14 protein-coding genes and 5 pseudogenes are annotated in these 19,640 nt (G+C 45.7%); 10 read left to right on the forward strand and 9 right to left on the reverse strand.

From position 1 onward, the window contains the following. Nucleotides 1-13: 13 nt before the first annotated feature. The 4 genes from fliI to fliF are packed head-to-tail and all read right to left on the reverse strand — an operon-like array spanning nucleotide 14 to nucleotide 4,770. Nucleotides 14-1,378 (reverse strand): flagellar protein export ATPase FliI, encoded by a 1,365-nt coding sequence (fliI, locus tag ABLA85_RS07240; protein WP_367962653.1) that lies wholly within the window; start codon nucleotides 1,376-1,378, stop codon nucleotides 14-16. Beyond that, nucleotides 1,378-2,082, reverse strand: a complete 705-nt coding sequence (gene fliH / locus ABLA85_RS07245) for a flagellar assembly protein FliH (protein ID WP_367962656.1) — start codon at nucleotides 2,080-2,082, stop codon at nucleotides 1,378-1,380. Before fliH ends, fliI begins: the two co-directional genes overlap by 1 nt. Beyond that, a complete protein-coding gene (gene fliG, locus ABLA85_RS07250; RefSeq protein ID WP_047681188.1) occupies nucleotides 2,075-3,067 on the reverse strand; it encodes a flagellar motor switch protein FliG in 993 nt (330 codons plus the stop codon). Before fliG ends, fliH begins: the two co-directional genes overlap by 8 nt. Beyond that, nucleotides 3,064-4,770 (reverse strand): flagellar basal-body MS-ring/collar protein FliF, encoded by a 1,707-nt coding sequence (fliF, locus tag ABLA85_RS07255; RefSeq protein WP_367962659.1) that lies wholly within the window; start codon nucleotides 4,768-4,770, stop codon nucleotides 3,064-3,066. Before fliF ends, fliG begins: the two co-directional genes overlap by 4 nt. 449 nt (nucleotides 4,771-5,219) lie before the next feature. Between fliF and fliE the strand changes: the two genes are divergently transcribed. Both fliE and ABLA85_RS07265 read left to right on the forward strand, forming a co-directional pair. Further along, on the forward strand, nucleotides 5,220-5,531 hold the full coding sequence (gene fliE, locus ABLA85_RS07260) for a flagellar hook-basal body complex protein FliE (RefSeq protein ID WP_367962662.1): 312 nt from the start codon (nucleotides 5,220-5,222) through the stop codon (nucleotides 5,529-5,531). A gap of 31 nt (nucleotides 5,532-5,562) precedes the next feature. Beyond that, nucleotides 5,563-5,724 (forward strand): annotated as a pseudogene (locus tag ABLA85_RS07265) (IS5 family transposase); the annotation flags it as partial. Nucleotides 5,725-5,743: 19 nt separating this feature from the next. Here the strand turns inward: ABLA85_RS07265 and ABLA85_RS07270 are convergent. Then, on the reverse strand, nucleotides 5,744-6,094 hold the full coding sequence (locus tag ABLA85_RS07270; protein ID WP_367962665.1) for a transposase: 351 nt from the start codon (nucleotides 6,092-6,094) through the stop codon (nucleotides 5,744-5,746). A gap of 977 nt (nucleotides 6,095-7,071) precedes the next feature. On the opposite strand from ABLA85_RS07270, the gene ABLA85_RS07275 reads away from it, so the two are divergent. Next, complete coding sequence (locus ABLA85_RS07275; RefSeq protein ID WP_367962668.1) at nucleotides 7,072-7,983, forward strand: S-adenosyl-l-methionine hydroxide adenosyltransferase family protein; 912 nt, start codon at nucleotides 7,072-7,074, stop codon at nucleotides 7,981-7,983. A gap of 51 nt (nucleotides 7,984-8,034) precedes the next feature. Here the strand turns inward: ABLA85_RS07275 and ABLA85_RS07280 are convergent. Both ABLA85_RS07280 and ABLA85_RS07285 read right to left on the reverse strand, forming a co-directional pair. Next, nucleotides 8,035-8,402, reverse strand: a pseudogene (locus tag ABLA85_RS07280) (transposase); the annotation flags it as partial. Nucleotides 8,403-8,420: 18 nt separating this feature from the next. Next, nucleotides 8,421-8,600: a hypothetical protein gene (locus ABLA85_RS07285; protein WP_367962671.1), complete on the reverse strand. Its 180-nt coding sequence runs from the start codon at nucleotides 8,598-8,600 to the stop codon at nucleotides 8,421-8,423. Between the two features lie 170 nt (nucleotides 8,601-8,770). On the opposite strand from ABLA85_RS07285, the gene ABLA85_RS07290 reads away from it, so the two are divergent. After that, nucleotides 8,771-9,256, forward strand: a complete 486-nt coding sequence (locus ABLA85_RS07290) for an IS5 family transposase (RefSeq protein ID WP_367962691.1) — start codon at nucleotides 8,771-8,773, stop codon at nucleotides 9,254-9,256. A gap of 326 nt (nucleotides 9,257-9,582) precedes the next feature. Then, nucleotides 9,583-10,002: a bleomycin resistance protein gene (locus ABLA85_RS07295; protein ID WP_367962674.1), complete on the forward strand. Its 420-nt coding sequence runs from the start codon at nucleotides 9,583-9,585 to the stop codon at nucleotides 10,000-10,002. A gap of 219 nt (nucleotides 10,003-10,221) precedes the next feature. On the opposite strand, the pseudogene ABLA85_RS07300 reads toward ABLA85_RS07295, so the two are convergent. Both ABLA85_RS07300 and ABLA85_RS07305 read right to left on the reverse strand, forming a co-directional pair. Beyond that, nucleotides 10,222-10,479: pseudogene (locus ABLA85_RS07300) on the reverse strand (tyrosine-type recombinase/integrase); the annotation flags it as partial. 360 nt (nucleotides 10,480-10,839) lie between these two features. After that, nucleotides 10,840-11,154: a transposase gene (locus ABLA85_RS07305; protein WP_367962677.1), complete on the reverse strand. Its 315-nt coding sequence runs from the start codon at nucleotides 11,152-11,154 to the stop codon at nucleotides 10,840-10,842. 280 nt (nucleotides 11,155-11,434) lie between these two features. Between ABLA85_RS07305 and ABLA85_RS07310 the strand changes: the two genes are divergently transcribed. The 5 genes and pseudogenes from ABLA85_RS07310 to ABLA85_RS07330 form a co-directional block, all read left to right on the forward strand. Continuing rightward, nucleotides 11,435-13,795 (forward strand): N-6 DNA methylase, encoded by a 2,361-nt coding sequence (locus ABLA85_RS07310; RefSeq protein ID WP_367962680.1) that lies wholly within the window; start codon nucleotides 11,435-11,437, stop codon nucleotides 13,793-13,795. After that, nucleotides 13,795-15,150 carry a restriction endonuclease subunit S gene (locus ABLA85_RS07315; protein WP_367962681.1) on the forward strand — a complete coding sequence of 452 codons (1,356 nt, stop codon included), beginning with the start codon at nucleotides 13,795-13,797 and terminating at the stop codon, nucleotides 15,148-15,150. The genes ABLA85_RS07310 and ABLA85_RS07315 overlap by 1 nt, the downstream gene beginning before the upstream one ends. Further along, the gene (locus ABLA85_RS07320) at nucleotides 15,147-18,395 is read left to right on the forward strand and encodes a type I restriction endonuclease subunit R (RefSeq protein ID WP_367962684.1); all 3,249 of its coding nucleotides are present in this window, start codon (nucleotides 15,147-15,149) and stop codon (nucleotides 18,393-18,395) included. Before ABLA85_RS07315 ends, ABLA85_RS07320 begins: the two co-directional genes overlap by 4 nt. Before the next feature lie 598 nt (nucleotides 18,396-18,993). Next, nucleotides 18,994-19,255: pseudogene (locus ABLA85_RS07325) on the forward strand (IS1 family transposase); the annotation flags it as partial. 57 nt (nucleotides 19,256-19,312) lie between these two features. Next, a pseudogene (locus ABLA85_RS07330) lies at nucleotides 19,313-19,640 on the forward strand (IS1 family transposase); the annotation flags it as partial.

Below are 19,640 nucleotides of genomic sequence, written 5' to 3' on the forward strand. Positions count from 1 at the left end.
TTTCCTCAGCATTTTAGATCGGTAATAACTGTTGCAGTTGGGTACATGCTGCATCGTATTCACTACGCTCCTCAATGTCTTGACGCAGGAATTGGGCCATATGCGGATACAGTTCAATCGCCCTGTCCAACAAAGGATCACTACCAGCAGCGTAAGCACCGACATTAATAAGATCCCGGTTACGCTGGTAGCTGGAAAGTAGCTGTTTGAACTGTTGTACTCGCCGATAATGGGTATTATCAATCAATGCAGTCATGGCACGGCTGATTGATGCTTCAATATCAATGGCAGGGTAATGCCCGGATTCTGCCAATGTTCGCGACAGCACGATATGGCCGTCCAGAATAGCACGAGCAGAATCGGCAATCGGATCTTGTTGGTCATCACCCTCTGTCAAAACGGTATAAAAGGCTGTAATTGAGCCACCATCACTGACGCCATTACCCGCTCGCTCTACCAGTGCCGGTAATTTGGCAAACACAGAAGGGGGGTAACCTTTGGTTGCCGGAGGCTCACCGATAGCCAGTGCAATTTCACGTTGTGCCATGCTGTAACGGGTAAGGGAATCCATGATCAATAAAACGTGCTTGCCGCGATCGCGAAAATCTTCAGCAATGCGAGTAGCATAGGAAGCCCCCTGCATGCGCAGTAACGGAGAAATATCAGCAGGTGCCGCGACAACGACTGAACGGGCTAACCCTTCTTCACCCAAAATATTTTCGATGAAATCTTTAACTTCCCGGCCACGTTCACCAATCAGACCGACAACGATAACGTCAGCCTGGGTGTAACGAGCCATCATACCAAGGAGCACACTTTTACCGACGCCTGAACCAGCAAACAATCCCATGCGCTGTCCACGACCAACGGTTAGTAAGGCGTTGATCGCACGAACACCAACATCCAGGACGTCACTGATAGGAGTACGTTGCAGAGGATTGAGTGGGGGTGTAGTCAGAGACGCGCGGTAATTTGTATCAGGGGCAGGTAATCCATCAAGGGGACGGCCTGCACCATCCAACACTCTGCCAAGTAACTCTGGCCCTAATGGCAAACGGCGCCCACTACCAACATCTGTTCCGTAAGAACGGGCATAAACACGGGCGCCAGGGACAATACCTTCTAACTCTTCCAAAGGCATCAATAACAGTTTTTCGCCATTAAAGCCGACGACTTCACTTTCAACTTCTTCAATGGTATTGCCATTTTGCCGTTCGATAAGACAGGTTGCCCCCAGAGGCAGATGTAAACCTGTTGCTTCAAGTACCAAACCCGTGGCGCGGGTCAAACGCCCATAACGACGTACTTTCGGTGTCTTATCCAGACGTTTTTCCATTGCATCTAACGTGGTTAGCCAGCGCCCAAGTCTTGCCGTCATCACATTTCTCCTGATACTGCCAGACGGCACATTTCATGCCAGCGTGTCGCCAGACTGGCATCCAGATCGCCATCATCAGCGCTGACTTTACAGCCTCCCGGATGCAGTTTATTGTCAGCAATCAAACGCCAGCCATGTAGTTTCAGGATCTCACCCAACTGTTGTTCAACCAATGGGATATTTTGTGGATGAACACGCAATTGTGGCTTGCCACTGAGTAGTGGCTCTTGCTGGATAAATTCACGGATCTGATTCAGCAAGGCTGTACCATCACAAACTGCTGGTTGCCCAAGAATGTGCTGAGCAGCTGTCAGGGAAAGCTGCATCAGACGTGAAGCAATAACAGTATCTAATCCATCCAGCGAATGGTTAAAATCAGTTAATAGTGCTTTCCACTGTCCGGTGACCGCCTGTTGTTGCTCCCTGGATTCCTGTAATCCTTGCTCAAACCCGGCTTGTCGTCCTTCCTCAACCCCTTGTTCGTATCCACGGGATTGCCCTTCAGAAAAACCTTGCTCATAGCCAGTCTGACGCGCTTGTTCCTTCAATTCATCCAGTATCCTGGCCTGTTCTTGCAGCCGCTCCTGTTCATCGTCCAGTGATTCCAGTTTTACCTGCTCCAGTTTTGCCTGCAATGTTTCCCACTGAGTCAATTCACCTGGCAACCAGAGCTGCCAGTTTCCATTATTTGAATTATCAGACATAGGTATCGTCACCGCCATTTAGGATCATTTCCCCGCTTTCTGCCAGACGACGAACCACAAGCAGAATGGCTTTCTGTTCAGCTTCTACTTGAGACATGCGAACCGGGCCACGGGTTGCCAAATCATCACGCATAATTTCAGCAGCACGCTGCGACATATTGTTGAGGAAGTGATCGCGGAGTGCTTGATCGCAGCCTTTCAAGGCAATCAACAGCGAATCGGTTGTAATTTCCTGCAATAGACGCTGGATGCTGCGATCATCCACACCAATGAGGTTTTCGAACAGGAACATTTCATCAATGATTTTCTGCGCCAGTTCACCGTCATAGGTACGGACAGCTTCGATAACACTTTCTTCCTGTTGACTCTTCATCAGGTTGATGATTTCAGCCGCAGTACGGATACCCCCCATTTTGCTACGTTTCAGGTTCTGACCATCCAACAGATTATTCAGTACTTCGGTCAATTCAGCCAATGCGGCTGGCTGAACACCACCAAAGGTAGCAATACGCAGCATGACGTCATTACGCAGGCGATCATCAAACATGGCGAGAATATCTGCTGCCTGACCACGGTTCAGGTGAACCAGAATAGTAGCAATGATCTGCGGATGCTCATCACGGATCATATCGGCTGCTGTCTGAGGTTCCATAAAGTTGAGGGTTTCGATACCCGTTGTGGTATCGCGGGACTCAAGAATATCCTCAAGCAGGCTGGAAGCACGCTCTTCACCCAACGCTTTCACCAATACACTGCGTAGGTAATCGTTGGCATTGATACTGAGAGCAGCGAACTGTCCGGCATCTTCCTCAAATTCCGCCAGTACTTCTGCCAGTTGTTGATTGGAGATTTGTCTCATCCCCGCCATCGCAATACTTAATTGCTGAACTTCCCTGGAGTTCAGGTGCTTAAACACCTCGGCTGCTTGATCTTCTCCCAGGGTCATTAACATGATGGCGCTTTTTTCTGTTCCGGTCAGACTCATTGTTCGTTACTCATCCATTGACGGATCACCAGCGCAACTACGCGAGGATCTTTTTCTGCAAGTTCACGGATACGCTGGCTTTGGATCTCAGCACTAACACGTTGGCGAGCCAATTGACGGCGCATTTTTTCATCCAGTTCAGCATGAGATTCAGTTTTTTGCTTACTCTGTTTTTTCTGCGCTTCCAGTGCTGCTTTTTCTGTTGCACGTTTCTTAGCAATTTGTGGCACGATAATCTTGCGCCATAGCAACCATGCAACCAACGTTAACAGTAACCAACGACCCAACTCTAATGATTTCTCCCACAGGACTGGGTGTTGCCAGAATGGCAGCGTTTCTATCACTTCGGATGTGTCATTGAACGGTGTGTTAACGACGTTTAGACTATCGCCGCGTTCGGCAGAGAAACCCATTGCTTCACGGGTCAATGCTTCAATCTGGGATAATTGTTCTGGAGTCAGAGCCTGAGTTTCCGGGCCATTCTCTCCCTGAACGGTAGCGTAATTAACCACAACTGCAACGGAGAGACGTTCCACACCGCCCGCCTGTAACTGGGTATGGCGAATGGTGCGATCCACTTCATAGTTAATAGTTTCGTCATGACGATTATTGCGATTGTTGCTAATCATACGTTCATAGCGGTTATTACTATTATTACTATTGCGTCCTTGATCAGATTTTTCGTCACCTTTAGTGTTCGTTTTAGGCTTCTCAATCGTCGCACTTGGTGCAGCACTCGGTTGGTTTGACAAAGCCCCCGGAACACCGCCAACCAGTGGTCCACCACTTTGTTCGCTTGAACTGGTCTGTTTTGAACGAACGGCAGCCTGATTAGGTGGCTGGTTGGGTTTATATTCTTCTGCGGTTTCTTCGCGGCGAGAAAAATCAATTTGCGCTGTCACTTGAGCATGTACATTGCTACGACCAACGACAGGTGCCAGAATAGTCTCAATGCGATGCTGGAAGCGGTTCTCGACTTCCTGTATGTACTTTAACTGAGTCGTGTTCAGATCACGCCCGTTAGCATCGGATTGTGTCAGCAGACGCCCGGCCTGATCTACAATGGTGACATTTCCTGGTGGTAAACCCGCAACACTGCTTGAAACCATATGGACAATGGCATTGATTTGTCCTTCATCCAGAATACGGCCTTGCAGTAATCCTACGGTTACGGAAGCAGAGGGTGATTTCTGCTCACGCACAAACAGGGAAGGCTTTGGCAATGCCAGATGAACACGGGCACTCTGGACAGGGCCGAGTGATTCAATGGTACGTGCTAATTCTCCTTCCAGTGCACGTTGATAATTAACTTGTTCACTAAACTGGCTGATGCCGAACTTCTCTTTATCCAGTAACTCAAAGCCTGTAGCTCCCCCTTTTGGTAACCCTTGTTGTGCCAGTTTCAGCCTGATCTCATGAACCTTGTCAGTGGGTATCATGATGGCTGAGCCGTTTTCGGCAAAACGGTAAGGGACATTCATTTGAGTTAATTGTGTAACGATCTCACCGCCATCTTTATCACTCAGATTGCTGTAGAGCACCCGATAATCAGGGCTGCGCAACCAAAGGAAAAGGGCGACGATAATAGCAATGGCAGCAGAGCCAGCAACTAATAATGGAACTTTTGGATCAGCTTTTATCTTACTGATGATAGCACTGAAACCCTTCTGTGGATTCTCAGTGTCGGTCGTTGCTGCACTCATAGACGATCCTTGCCTTGCTGGTCAACATGAATACTAAAAGCGTGGCGTAACAAAACAGACTCCCCATACGCAAGCGAAAAAACTTTTCTTGTATACCCGTCGTCTTTCAAGTTGCAACCTTGAAATCCATAGGGGATATACCTTTCATCTTTCAAGCTGCCTTTTGATTGGCGGTGTTTGCTCCAGTGACATGGTTGATTATGCCGCCGAAAACTCGTCCACTTACTGTTGCGAAGCAACTTGAAAGCGATTGATATAATTAATCTCGTCATTATTCGCTGTTCACACATCTTTTAATGGCACAATAAGCTTCGAATTTTTACTTCAATTACCCGCTTTAGATTGAAAAGGCTATGTTACGGTGGCTGCCTGGAAAAACTGCCAACCAGCCCACGGCTAATATGGCATTTAATCACGTAACCAATAGGGTGATTTAACACGAGGTTTTTATGTCAATTCAGGCAATTGCAGGTGTACTACAACAAATGCAGGCGCAGGCACTACAAGCGGCCAATATCGCTAAGCCTATGCCTGTAAAGGAAGGATTTGCCAGTCATCTTACCGCCGCGGTAGAAAAAATAAACCAAAACCGCGTGAATGCGACTAAACAGGCCCAAGATTTCACTCTAGGTGTACCTGGTGTGGAATTGAATGATGTGATGGTCAATATGCAGAAAGCGAGTATTTCGTTGCAATTGGGTATTCAGGTCAAGAATAAGCTGGATAGTGCGTATCGTGAAGTGATGAATATGCAGGTATAATATGATAACGATTTGATATATTAATTATTTTCCTGAACGCTACGGCTCTTGGAAAACGGTTTATAACCGATTTAACCGTTGGTCAAAATCAGGCCTTATCAATAAGATATTTAATCGATTACTGTCCATTCTGGATAAAAAAGGCTTGATAGACTGGTCTGAGATTTGTCTGGATGGCAGTTATGCTCGTGCCAGTCAAGATTGTTTATCATTTACTCAATCCACATCGGTAGCCATATAATGACAAACGCCAGTGCCAAACTGGCGTAATTCCATTCAAGCTTATCGTATCTTGTGGCTATTGTACGAAAGTGTTTCACCCTGGCGAACGTATTTTCCACTAAATACCGATAACGGTATAAGTCGTTATCCATTTTCTTATCCGATTTTCGGCTATTAATATTCGGGACGTTTATCGTGATGAATTGAAAACGCGGTTGAATGTTGTACCGATGAAAATGGTATCGTTCAGCGTAAGACAGAACCTGTTCTGCTCGGTTATGTGAATAATACCGGAAAACTTTCCCTATGACAGCCCAGCGACCCGTGATTCCAAGATCCATATTCTCTCCGTTAGTGTGACAATGAAAATAACATTATCAATGTTGGTTGCTCTATAAGCGCCGGTTTTTTATTTCTGGAGGATATTGATATAGGATGCTGGGTGTCTTGTTGCATCGCCTGTTGCGCTAAAATCAATAGGGAAATACTTGGGAATTATACTGAGATACTGTAACCATTTCTCCCGTTTGGAGCTAACAGTGTATCTTGACCGATGATACGGTTTTTGTTCCACGGTTACGTACTCATGATCAATCTCCTATGATAAGGGAGATTTAGTTATGGCTGTCATGCATGAGCGAGATATTGCCATTCACACCCTAAGAATTACATTTTTTTCTGTAGCTCATTTAAAATGGGTTGAAATTATTCAATCGACAGTTCGATAGAGATATCTCCATTCCCCTTTGATTATTATGCTGTTTTATTCATTCGTCACCGATTACTGACCACGGGTTTGTTCCGGCAGTAACGTGTTTTAATTGATTAGTTAAACATAATCGAAACAGACAATTACACAAATTTATGGAAAGGGTTAAATATGTTAGTGTGGTATAAAGGGGTTTGTAGGGCGACGGATCTATAAGAACAGTTAATAGGTCAAATAAAGTAGCCAATATCATTAAAAACAGAGTGTTATAATCTTGATTATGATTTCGCCGCAAGCTTGGCCAAAATGAGTAGGTAACTTGGCTATCGTAGATGAGCCGGCTAAAAATGACAATTCACGATGTAAGTTGGCTACCTGATTTTTGGCTATTTAAATTGAACGCTTAAAAGTGTTTACTGTTCCATTGCTCCGTGCGCTGTGAAAAGCTGTATTTATCTTGCAGGTGAAAGTCCTGCTCCGGAAGGCATAGCCAGTGCCACCGGATAGCGAGTTTTGCACCGGTCCGGGTTACTGGCGGGTCTACTCAACCCCAAAATCCCTATGAACAGTATATTTCGTCTCCCGCTATTAAATGAAAAGGATTCAGTTATGGATATTCGAACTACTCTCCGGGCTGCGAGTCTTTCTCTCGCTCTTGTAAGTGCGGTTACTGTTGCCAATGAAGCCCTAGTGTTTCAGACAGATTTCGGCCTAAAAGATGGGGCGGTATCGGCTATGAAAGGGATATCTTTCAAGGTGAATCCTAGCCTGCCTATTTATGATCTAACACATGAAATTCCACCTTATAATGTTTGGGAAGCTTCATATCGCCTTTACCAGACTCTACCATACTGGCCCAAAGGGACTGTCTTTGTAAGTGTGGTGGATCCGGGAGTAGGTACTGACAGACGCTCAGTGGTTCTCAAGACACAGAGTGGTCATTACATAGTTTCACCGGATAACGGAACATTGACCTTGGTAGCTGAACACTTTGGTATTGAGTCTGTACGTCAGATTGATGAGAAGTTCAACCGTGTACCTGGCTCTGAAAAATCATATACTTTTCATGGACGTGATGTATACGCATATACTGGGGCACGACTTGCCTCAGGTACTATTAGCTATGAACAGGTGGGGCCGCTGTTACCAAATAAAGTAGTAAAGATCCCTTATCAGGCTGGTGTAGCTGAAAGGGATGGAACTCTCAAAGGTACTATTCCAGTTCTAGATGTACGGTTTGGTAACGTCTGGAGTAATATCAGTGACAGCCAGGTCAGTAAGGTGGGTATCCACAAAGGGGATAAGGTTTGTATTAAAATAAGTGAAGGGAACAAGATTCGGTATGAAGGCAAAGCCCCATATGTCAGCAGTTTTGGTGAAGTTCCTGAAGGTCAACCTTTGGTGTATCTCAACAGCCTGCTACAGGTATCGGTAGCACTCAATATGGATAACTTCGCGGCCAGACACCAAGTGCAGTCTGGTGATAACTGGCGTATCAGCCTAAAAAAGTGCTCAGATTAAAGAGAACTGGCAACTACGCAAAATGCTAAATAAGGTTTGGGTTTTCCACTATAGTGCCTTGATATCTTGCTGTTCGACGGTTTTTATGGGAACAAAATAGAAACCGGGTCGACAGGCCGTTTCACAGATAGCCAGCGTATCATTGGCATCGTTTTTTTGATGATGGCTGAAACTTTTACATGCTGGGTGGAAATAAGCCGGACATTATAGCTCATAGACTGTAACGGCCGGCCCCAATAATGAGAAGTGGCGCAGGCTTCCATGGCAATGAGGGTTTCAGGTGGAAAAGCCCGTATGGTATCAAGGAATTTTTGTCGTGAGATTTTTCGGTTCGAAGCAACGAAACCATCTTCCATCCAGACACAAACTTGAAAAACGTTTTTGGCGAGGTCAATACCCACCACTTTGATCGTATTCATGAGATGTGCTCCCAAAATTCAGTGCATCGGAAAAAAATGGCTCAGAGATTTATGATCAAGCATCGTACCTGTTACTGTGATCATTGAATAATTTTGACTGAAACGGTCAAGGAGTGCTTGTACGTCTCCTTCACCTTTGCCAAGCCAGTTTTCAATGGCAATATGAGCTTCCAACATTTCATTAATATAATGGTTCATTAGCTATTCTCTTCTGATGATAAAAGATTAAGTTTTACGTTTCGGTTATTGATGCTCAAGCTAAGTAGTAGTGGTATAAGAGCACCGACTGCTGCTGTATAAAATGTCCACATATAAGCCTGTTGTAGCGCGAGATGGCTGATAAGCAGATTGAATACTGGAACAAAATGATGGCACGTTACGACATTCCTGATGATGCTTGGGTAGTGATAGAACCTTGTCTACCGCCTGTTCGTTCAAAGCGGGCAGGACGTCCACATGTTGAACACCTGATGTTGACAGCAGGCCAAGCCCATGAAAGTCAAATCGCGATCCCCTTGCTCAAAGGCGTTGGTGTACAACGCAAGAATGGTTTTATGACACGCCGTGGTAAAGCCGTGTTGGCAGATAAAGGCTATTCGGGAGGAAAACTCCGCGGTTACCTGGGTAAATTGAGAATAAAGCGCATTATTCCTTATAAAGTTAATGAAAAAGGAAGTCGTGATGGTCGTGTTCAATTTGATAAACAGGCTTATCGTCACCGAAATGTGGTCGAACGTTGTTTTGGTTTTCTTAAAGGAAATCGGTGTATCGCAACACGTTATGAAAAGACAGCGCGGAACTCCCTGTCCATGGTGAAATTAGGCTGTATTCGACTCTTTTACCGGAGATTATAGAATTAAGGGACACAACCTAATTGATAACTCAGAGTTATTATGGGTTGACATTGCCCCGGTTGAAGCTCCAACTCTATGAACGCCCGCTTCACGCCCTGAACCGTCTATAGGACTTAGGGCGGTTACGAGCGACTACTGGCCTGATGAGATCAAGAACGCTGAGTTCCATCAGCCAGAATGCCAGAAATAGAACGTATCCAACCACACTTGTTTAATAACAATCCAGTTCCAGTTACCTGATTTACCATAACATCCCGGCCACGAATCACGCGTGTGGGGGCAAATCACCTGATGTATACTGTGTCAATCAAAAAAGGATACGTACAATGACTGACCAGAAAGAACCTTACTGGAACCGTATGGTTCCCGAGTTGACTGTAACGGATTTTCTCGCCTCCCTGCGCTTCTATGCTGACATACTCGGCTTTACCGTCATGATAAGACGCAGCGCTCCCGATTTTGCCTACATCTGTCTCGGCGAGGCGCAATTGATGCTCGAGCAATATCATGTTGAAGGATGGAACACGGCAGAACTCGTCAGGCCGTTAGGCCGGGGTGTTAATTTCCAAATCGAGGTAGACGATATTGAGCGCATGCTTGCCCGCCTGGAAGAACATGGCGTACCGCTGTTTCGGAATCTCCGGGATAACCACTACAGTATTGGAGAGACAGTAGCCTGCCAGAGAGAATTTCTGGTGCAAGATCCAGATGGTTATCTCCTGCGCTTCAGCCAGTACATTGAGTGAGTTTCTGCTGTTTCGTGGATACTCTGCCTACACACTCTATTTGGGGTTTCATTTTCAGTTATTGTGGTTCGGAGAAAATGGAATGTAGGCTGGCGAAGATAAATGCAGATTCGGGTATTTATAAACGCGGGCCCTTACCAGTAGGTAGGCTCTGAAGATACTTTTTCAAGGTGGTAGGTCCGCTTCTGGCACAGGGCTGCTTCAACAGCCCTGTTTAACTCAGACTTCAATTGACTCAGATATCTCCAAAGCGTCATCGACCTCAATACCCAGATAACGAACTGTACTTTCTAATTTTTTGTGGCCCAGCAGGAATTGAATCACCTGCAAATTTTTCGTTTTCTTGTATATCAGGTATGGTTTAGTTCTTCTCATGGAATGTGTACTGTACAGCGAATCATCGAGACCAAACTTTTCAATCCATCCATGAAAAATACGGTTGTATTGCTTGGTTGAGATGTGTTGGGAAGAGCCGACTCAGGATTGTAGTGGTCAAAAACTTTCAGACACATTTCTAGCCTCTTCCCACTGTCTTTCGTATTCAGCCGGAGAAATCCCCCATTAAAGCTATAGGGACGGATATCGTTGTAATACCGGCCAAAATAGTCGGTGATATCCCTCATTGCCTCATGAATGTCCCGATAACTTTCTGGCGGGAGCCATACACTTGTCAAACCGGCTTTGGTTATACAATTAACGAACCCGGATGCGCAACTACAGACGTTCCGTGTCGACCGGCCGTTGTCGCCAGTCATAGCCAGTCATAATAGACACGGCGTGACACTTGAAGTATCTGACAGAATTCTGTCACTGGCCACCGAGAGCTCAGCCGTGTGATCAACGCATAGCGCCACTGAGCTTCTCGCTCATCGGCATGGCCGCCTGCTTTAGGATTTCTTTTTCCATTTCCAGACGTTTCACTTGTTTTTCTAATGCTTGTATCTGGTGTTGTTCGGGCGTCAGTGCCTTATCCACAGCCGTTATTCCCTGTATTTCGGCTTGGTACTGGCGAACCCATTTTCCCAGCGTGCTGTTATTGATCCCCAATGAACGGGCGATATCGACAACCCGTTGTTGATAGAGAACAACCTGTTGAACCGCCTCCAGCATAAATTCAGCGGAATAGTGGCGTTTGGTGAGTTTCATTTTCATTGCCACACCTCATTGCCATATGAATAACATTAGTAGGCTTTTGAGGTGTCCGAGATCCTTATACCACTACAAAAAAGAGTAGGCATCGAACAGGCTCAAATTAAAATTTATAACGATATGAAATAAATAATCCCGATGTTATTCCTGTAAATACAGAAATCCTACAATTGATATGGGCCACTTCAGTTGAGTTGAATGCGCTATAAGTTAAAGCACGATATGTCTGATGAGGTATAATCAAGTCACTTTATTTACTTATGTCATTTTCCGGGTATCAATCATGTCTGACACTAATTTTTCTCAAACGGCAGCTTTTATCTGGTCGGTTGCTGACTTACTTCGCGGTGATTTTAAGCAATCTCAGTACGGGCGTGTGATCCTGCCTTTTACCCTGTTGCGTCGTCTTGAGTGCGTGTTAGCCGCCACTAAAGATGCCGTGGTGACCGAGGCTGAAAAACTGAAAACCAGTTCGCTGCCACCAGAAGCAAAAGAGAAATTTCTGCTCCGTGCCAGCGGTCTGACATTCTTCAACTCCTCTCCGATGAACCTCGGAAAGATGGGGCAAAATGATATCAAGGCCAACCTGGAGAACTACATCCAGTCTTTCTCAAAAGATGCGCGTGAAATTTTCGAACACTTTAATTTCAGCGAGTTTGTTAGCCTTTTGCAGGATGCCAACCTGTTGTTTAAAGTGGTGAAAAAATTTGCCACCACCGATCTCAGCCCACAAAAAATCTCCAACCATGACATGGGCCTGGTGTTTGAAGAGTTAATCCGCCGTTTTGCGGAAAGTTCAAACGAGACGGCGGGGGAGCACTTTACCCCGCGCGATATTGTACGTTTAACCACCTCGCTGGTATTTATGGAGGATGATGAAGCTTTATCGAAAGACGGCATTATCCGCACCATTTACGACCCAACCGCAGGGACGGGTGGTTTCCTCTCTTCCGGTATGGAATATGTGCATGAACTGAATCCTAATGCGGTGATGCGTGCTTTTGGTCAGGAATTAAACCCAGAATCCTACGCTATCTGTAAAGCCGATATGCTGATCAAAGGGCAGGACGTCAGCCGTATCAAGCTGGGCAACACCCTTTCCAACGACCAGCTACCGCAGGACCAGTTCGACTACATGCTGTCTAATCCGCCGTTTGGCGTGGACTGGAAAAAGATTGAAGGCGAGATCATCAATGAGCATCAACAAAAGGGCTTTAATGGCCGTTTTGGTCCGGGCCTGCCGCGTGTGTCTGATGGTTCGCTGCTGTTCCTGCTGCATCTCATCAGCAAAATGCGCAACAGCCACAATGAGGATGGCACCGTGACTAATGGTGGGCGCATCGGAATTATCCTCAACGGCTCACCGCTGTTTACCGGTGGTGCGGGCAGCGGTGAGAGCGAAATCCGTCGTTATATTCTGGAAGCCGATTTGCTGGAAGGCATTGTCGCGCTGCCGACTGATATGTTCTATAACACCGGCATTGCGACCTATGTCTGGATCCTGTCGAATAAGAAAGCGTCAGAGCGCAAAGGCAAAGTACAGTTGATTGATGCTACTAACCTGTGCGGCAAAATGCGTAAGTCGCTGGGTTCTAAACGTAACCTGATGGGTGAAGATGATATTAAACTCATCACCCGTACCTTTGGTAATTTTGAGGCGGTGGATGCCACGCCGTTGGAAGAGTTGGGGCTGGAAAAAGCCGTAGAGCAAAAATCCAACCGTGGCCGTCAGTCTGCCACGACAAAAACTGAAACACCGAAAACCTTCGCCAGCAAAATCTTTAACAGCACTGACTTTGGCTATCGCCGTCTGACTATTGAACGCCCGCTGCGTTTGTCTGCACAGGTTACCGATGAGGCGATTACCAGTCTGCGTTTTGCACCGAAGCCATTCAACGCGCCGATGGAACGTCTGTATGAAGAGTTCGCCACACAGTGGCAGGACGATAACTATGGCGATTTTTCTGAAATCGCAGCGGAAGCTCGCACCATTATCAAAGCTGAATTTGCCGAGCTGAAAGAGAAGCAAATTAAAGATCTGCTCGGTAGCAAACTATGGCTGGCGCAGCGCGCGTTAATGGAAAAAGCGCAGCAGATTCAAACCGCACTGGGTGCGCAGGCCGGTGGTAAGACGCAGGTCAGCGATGACTTCAACCAGTTCCAGCTCACTCTGAAAGGTGCGCTGAAAACCGCAGGCATTAAACTGGATACCAAAGAGAACAAACAGTTTATCAGCGCTATTACCAGCAAAAATCCTGCCGCAGAGCCGGTTGTGAAAAAGGTACTGAAAGAAGACGAGCAGCCGCTGTACGGAGCTTTTAAGTATAACGGCAAGGTGGTGGAGTTTGAGCAGGATGGCGATCTGCGTGATAACGAGAACGTGCCGCTGAATCCGGATGTTGTCACCAGCGTTCTGATCGAAGACTACTTCAAAGCAGAAGTGCTGCCGCACGTGGCTGATGCTTGGATTAATGCCGATAAACGTGATGAGAAAGACGGCGAGGTGGGAATTGTTGGCTATGAGATCCCATTTAACCGCCATTTCTACGTTTATCAACCTCCACGCCCACTGGAAGAGATTGATGCTGATCTGGACGCGGTAAGTGCTGAGATTATGAAGCTGCTGCAGGAGGTACATTCCTGATGGCTGGGTTAAATAAATATCAGGCGTATCTGGAGTATAAGGATTCTGGGGTTGAGTGGTTGGGATATGCCCCAACACATTGGAAAGTTACTCGTTTAAAGTTAGTGGCCTATATTAATATGGGGCAGTCTCCAAGCTCAGATGATTGTAATATTGATGGAAACGGCCTAGCCTTTTTGCAAGGCAATGCTGAGTTTGGAAAAATCAACCCATTAGAAAAACAATACTGTTCCGTGGTCAAAAAAATTGCAAATCCTGGGGAGCTTCTCTTTTCGGTACGAGCCCCAGTTGGAGCAATAAACTTTGCTGATAAAAAATATGGAATAGGGAGAGGGCTATGTAGCATCGCAGCATCAACTAATACCCTACCGAATTTTTTATGGTGGTTACTTCCAACATATAAATACCAACTTGATGCCATAGCAACAGGTAGTACGTTTGAAGCAGTGTCTGCGGAACAACTTGGTAATTTATGTTTTACTCTACCACCTGTGGAGGAACAAGAGAGGATTGTTGAGTTTCTCGATCACGAAACCGCAAAAATCGATAACCTGATTGAGAAGCAGCAACAACTAATTGAACTGTTAAAAGAAAAACGACAGGCAGTGATTAGCCATGCCGTAACCAAAGGTCTAAACCCTGATGTGCCGATGAAAGATTCTGGTGTTGAGTGGTTGGGGGAAGTGCCGGAACATTGGAGTATTCAAAAATTCAAATATATATGTAGAAGTATTATTGCAGGACCATTTGGTTCAAGTATCACCAAAGATATGTATGTAAAAGGTGGTTATAAAGTCTATGGGCAAGAGCAGGTTATTCCTAATGACTTCCACATTGGCGATTACTATCTTTCAGATAGTGATTTTAAAAAGCTATCTAGATATGAAGTAAAAACTGGCGATATTTTAATAAGTTGTGTCGGTACTTTTGGAAAAATTGCTGTTTTTCCTGATTGGGCTGAGGACGGAATAATTAATCCTCGCTTAATAAAAGCCTCCCTAAATAATGAGTTTAATCCCTTTTTTGTAAGGGAGTTCTTGAAGAGCGAAACAGTATTTAAGCAGTTTGAACTATTATCCAGAGGGGGGACTATGGGAGTGATAAATATCTCTATATTAAATGAAATATTGACTTCCATTCCACCAATTGTAGAACAAAATCATATTGTGAATTTTATTTCTTCACAAAAGAAAATATTTAAGAAGCTAATTAAAAAAGCAACTAACCAAATAGATTTACTCCAAGAACGTCGCACCGCCCTTATCTCCGCCGCCGTCACCGGAAAAATCGACGTTCGTAACTGGGTTGCACCCGACACGCAAGAAGTTGAAGAATCACAGGAGGCCGCCGCATGAGTATGGATACCACCAAGGAGCTGATTTTCCAGAAAGAAATCATTAAGCAAATGGGTGAAAAAGGCTGGGCTATTGGCAAAGGTGACAGCTACGATCGAGAACGCGCTTTATATTCGCAAGATGCGCTAACCTTCGTTCAGACAACACAACCGCAGGAGTGGGAGAAGTTTTCGAAGATTTATCCCACTGATACTGAACGTCATTTTCTCGATGCGCTGGTGGCGCAACTAAAAAAAGCCGATATCAACGCTACCGATATGCTGTCGCGCACTTATGGTACGCTGGGCGTATTGCGTCACGGAATCAAAAGCCATAACGTCCGTTTCTCCCTGTGTCAGTTTAAGCCAGAACATAACCTCAACCCGGAAATCCTCGCGCGCTATAAACAGAACATCTGCCGTATTGTGCCGGAGCTGGTTTATAGCCCACATGCTTCGAAAGCAGCATTTGAAGAATCTGGCATAAAAGCGAAGAAATGGCGCATCGATCTGGTGCTGTTTGTGAACGGCCTGCCGGTGGCGACGCTTGAGCTGAAATCCGAATTTAAGCAGGCGGTGCAAAACGCGATCACACAATATAAGAAAACGCGTTTGCCGAAAGATCCTGCCACCAACAAGCCTGAACCGCTACTTACCTTCAAGCGCGGTGCACTGGTGCACTTCGCCGTCAGTCAGTATGAAGTGTTTATGGCGACCAAACTCGACGGTGATAAAACCTTCTTCCTGCCCTTTAACAAAGGCACAAAAGACGGCGGTGCAGGGAACGATATCCCGGAAGATGAAAACGAATACGCCACTAGCTATCTGTGGAATGAAGTGCTGAGTCCGGACAATCTGCTGAGTATTCTTGCCAATTTTGTACATCTGAAAATTGAAGAGAAAGAAGAATGGAATGGCCTGAAAGGCAAGAAAGAGAGCCTGATCTTCCCGCGCTACCACCAGTGGGATGTGGTGAACAAGCTGATTAGTGCTGCTACAATTGAAGGCACAGGCAATAAATATCTGATTCAGCACAGCGCGGGTTCCGGTAAATCTAACTCAATTGCCTGGACCGCCCACCAGCTTTCCCGGCTGTATGATGAGAAAGGCGAGAAGCAGTTCCATTCGGTGATTGTGGTGACAGACCGTACCGTACTGGACGATCAGCTCCAGGACACCATTTACCAGTTTGAGCATCAGGATGGTGTGGTCGGGCGCATCAACAATAAAGAAGGCGATGGTTCGAAGTCTGAAAAGCTCGCCAGTGCGCTGGAAAACTCGCAGCCGATTATTATCGTCACCATTCAAACCTTCCCGTTTGTGCTAAAGGCGATTGAAAACAGTGTCAGCCTCAAACTGCGTAAATATGCCGTGATTGCCGACGAAGCCCACTCTTCACAAAGCGGCTTCACGGCACGCCAACTGAAAGAAGTGTTGATGACCGAGGAAGCGGATGATGATGTGGTGCTGTCTTCTGAAGATATGATGGGTGCCACCATCGCCGCCCGTAAGGGTAGTAATAATCTTAACTACTATGCGTTTACCGCGACGCCAAAAGCCAAAACGCTGGAATTATTTGGTCGTCGTCCCAATCCACTTGAACCTGCGTCAAAAACCAATAAACCCGAAGCGTTCCATGTCTACTCCATGCGTCAGGCTATTGAAGAAGGCTTTATCCTTGATGTCCTGAAGAACTACACCAATTACAAGGTGGCTTATAAACTCTTGCAGAAGCTGGACGATCCAGACCGGGAAGTCGACAGCAAAAAAGCGAAGGTCAAACTGACTCAGTGGGTAGCGCTGCACGAATATAACATCTCGCAGAAAGTTAAAGTCATTGTTGAGCACTACCGTAAGCATGTGGTGCATTTGCTGGGCGGGCAGGCCAAAGCGATGGTCGTTACCAGCTCACGTAAAGCGGCAGTACGTTATAAATTGGCGTTTGATAAATACATTGCTGAGAACAGCTACCAGAAGATCAACGCGATGGTGGCGTTTTCAGGCGAAGTCGAATTCGTTGAAAGCGATCATAACAGCCTCGCGCTGCTGAACCAGAAGTTTACTGAAATGAGTATGAACCTAGGGCTGAAAGGCCGGGATATGCGTAAAGCTTTTGATAGCGATGACTATCAGGTGATGCTGGTGGCGAATAAATTTCAGACCGGTTTTGACCAACCTAAGCTGTGCGCCATGTATGTCGATAAAGCTTTGGGTGGGGTGGGGTGCGTGCAGACGCTTTCACGGCTAAATCGTACCTATCCGGGTAAAGCAGAATCGGGGACATACGTGCTCGATTTCTATAATGAACCGGACGATATTCTGGGCGCTTTCCAGCCTTACTATCAAACAGCGGAGCTGACTGACGTCAGTGATCCTCAGTTAGTCTTCGAGTTGTTCGAGAAACTTCGCTCCAGCGGCATTTTCCTGTGGAGCGAAGTTGAGCAATTCTGCGAGGCGTTCTTCACCAAAAACAAATCTAACGCCGCGATTAGCAATATCTGTAAGCCTGCTGTTGAACGCTGGAAACAACGTTATACCTCCGCGATTGATGCCTATGTGCTGGCAAAAGAGATGCTTGAACGCACCAAAAAGACCGGTGATGTGGTGCTAATCACTAACGCGGAAAACAACTTTAAAGCGTGTAAACAGGAAAAAGACAAACTGGATATCTTCAAAAAAGATCTCGGCAGCTTTGTCCGTTTATACGAATTTATGTCGCAGATCGTTGACTACGATGACAAGGAGTTAGAGAAACTGAGTCTGTTTGCTCGTCACCTTCGTCCGTTGTTACATGAGCAGCGTATTGAAGAAGATGAGATTGATTTAAGTAATGTGGAGATGAGTCATTATCGTTTGTCAAAACTCCACGAACAGCATCTCAAACTTCAGGAAGATGCTGAAGAATACAAAATAAAACCGGGCAATGATATTGGTACGGCGAAACCAAAGGATAAGAAAGAAGAGTTTTTGTCGAATGTTCTGGCGCGCCTGAACGACCTGTTTATCACCGACAATCTCACTGACAAAGACATGATCAATTATGCTTTTACCGTGCGTGACAAGCTGTCGGAAAACCAGGCGGTGATGACGCAGATTGCGAATAACACACGCGAGCAGGCCATGTTAGGTGATTTTCCTAAAGCCATTGATGATGCGGTTATGGATAGTAATGATGCTCAGCAAGAGATGATGATGCAGTACCTGTCTAACCCTGAGCTGGCAAAAGGGTTTGCACGAGTGGTGTTTGATATGTTGAAAGGGGCTTGAGTTTTTAGCTGACCAGAAGTGGTTAAACCATGCCGAATTCATTAGAAATTTATCATGCGCTGAGTAAGTGAGAAATAACGCTGAAAGCTGGGAGAATATGAACCCAGCTATCAGCGATGCCTCTGAACATGTTTTAAAAAATGGAACGTTCTGAATTAGTAGACAAAATGGGTCACTCCTTTAGCGTTGTCCCAGAATAATCGTTTTGATTCGTTGGGCGTTAATCCATTGCTACATCTACGGAGATGAAGCTGGCAGTAATAACGGATTATTGAGCGAGTTCTGGTTATGACAAACGATTGTTTGGCAAACAAGGAGCGTTTATGTATGCACGATAAAGTCATTGGTACATTCATTGAACGAAACTACTGTATTTAATATCAATCAACTGGTTGAATGCATGGCTCAAATTTATATGAGTCAATATTTGGCCGTCATTGATGCAATCGTTTAATATCTTTTTTGTTATCTCAGTGATCCTCGCAGACGAATGTAATGAACGGTGCGCTGGGCAAAGCCGTACTGATCTTGCGGGTGAAAGTCCCGTCGTAGAAAGGGGTCAGCCAGACCATTACGTAGCGAGTCTTGTGTTTCCGGCGGTAACAAGAAAAATCAGCGCTGGCTTTGGTATGCTTGGGAACCGGAGAGGAAGCGGGTAATAGCGCATGTACTGGGTGATCGCAGCAGGAAAACCTTGGATAAATTGTTAGCGCTTCTGACGCCTTTTAATATTCAATTTTACTGTACAGATAATTATGCGGTTTACCATTGTCTTCCTGATAAGGCCCTGCAGAGGAAAGAAATTTACCCAGCGTATCGAGAGAACGAATCTTACCTTGCGTACCCGCATCAAAAGGGTCATGCTCCCAATAATTAGATATTGTGATAAACTTCCCATTTTTTATTATGGGTGAGATATGGCTAAAGTTGATGTGGTTTGTCGTTACTGTCACAAATCAGAGGATGTTAAAGGGCATGGGAAAGGAAGTCGTGGTCATCCCCGTTATCACTGCTATGCTTGCCGCAAAACCTTTCAACTGAATTACACCTATCAAGCCTGCAATCCCGGCATGAAAGAGCAGATTGTTGATATGGCAATGAATAACTCGGGGGTTAGAGATACCGCTCGTGTTCTGAAAATTGGCATTAACACCGTCATTCGCACATTAAAAAACTCACGCCAGAAAATGTAACCTCGCGGCCTCTGATGGGAAGTGACATCCATATTATCTGTGAAATAGACGA

Origin of the sequence: Xenorhabdus sp. SGI246 (assembly GCF_040838225.1) — a bacterium.
GTDB classification, from domain to species: domain Bacteria; phylum Pseudomonadota; class Gammaproteobacteria; order Enterobacterales; family Enterobacteriaceae; genus Xenorhabdus; species Xenorhabdus indica.

Excerpts from the sequence above, each read along its gene's own strand:
- fliH (WP_367962656.1), bottom strand. The coding sequence starts at position 2,082 with ATGTCTGATAATTCAAATAATGGAAACTGGCAGCTCTGGTTGCCAGGT.
- ABLA85_RS07285 (WP_367962671.1), bottom strand. The coding sequence starts at position 8,600 with ATGAACCATTATATTAATGAAATGTTGGAAGCTCATATTGCCATTGAA.
- fliG (WP_047681188.1), bottom strand. The coding sequence starts at position 3,067 with ATGAGTCTGACCGGAACAGAAAAAAGCGCCATCATGTTAATGACCCTG.
- ABLA85_RS07295 (WP_367962674.1), top strand. The coding sequence starts at position 9,583 with ATGACTGACCAGAAAGAACCTTACTGGAACCGTATGGTTCCCGAGTTG.
- ABLA85_RS07290 (WP_367962691.1), top strand. The coding sequence starts at position 8,771 with ATGGCACGTTACGACATTCCTGATGATGCTTGGGTAGTGATAGAACCT.
- ABLA85_RS07275 (WP_367962668.1), top strand. The coding sequence starts at position 7,072 with ATGGATATTCGAACTACTCTCCGGGCTGCGAGTCTTTCTCTCGCTCTT.
- fliF (WP_367962659.1), bottom strand. The coding sequence starts at position 4,770 with ATGAGTGCAGCAACGACCGACACTGAGAATCCACAGAAGGGTTTCAGT.
- ABLA85_RS07310 (WP_367962680.1), top strand. The coding sequence starts at position 11,435 with ATGTCTGACACTAATTTTTCTCAAACGGCAGCTTTTATCTGGTCGGTT.
- ABLA85_RS07315 (WP_367962681.1), top strand. The coding sequence starts at position 13,795 with ATGGCTGGGTTAAATAAATATCAGGCGTATCTGGAGTATAAGGATTCT.
- fliE (WP_367962662.1), top strand. The coding sequence starts at position 5,220 with ATGTCAATTCAGGCAATTGCAGGTGTACTACAACAAATGCAGGCGCAG.
- ABLA85_RS07305 (WP_367962677.1), bottom strand. The coding sequence starts at position 11,154 with ATGAAAATGAAACTCACCAAACGCCACTATTCCGCTGAATTTATGCTG.
- fliI (WP_367962653.1), bottom strand. The coding sequence starts at position 1,378 with ATGACGGCAAGACTTGGGCGCTGGCTAACCACGTTAGATGCAATGGAA.
- ABLA85_RS07320 (WP_367962684.1), top strand. The coding sequence starts at position 15,147 with ATGAGTATGGATACCACCAAGGAGCTGATTTTCCAGAAAGAAATCATT.
- ABLA85_RS07270 (WP_367962665.1), bottom strand. The coding sequence starts at position 6,094 with ATGGATCTTGGAATCACGGGTCGCTGGGCTGTCATAGGGAAAGTTTTC.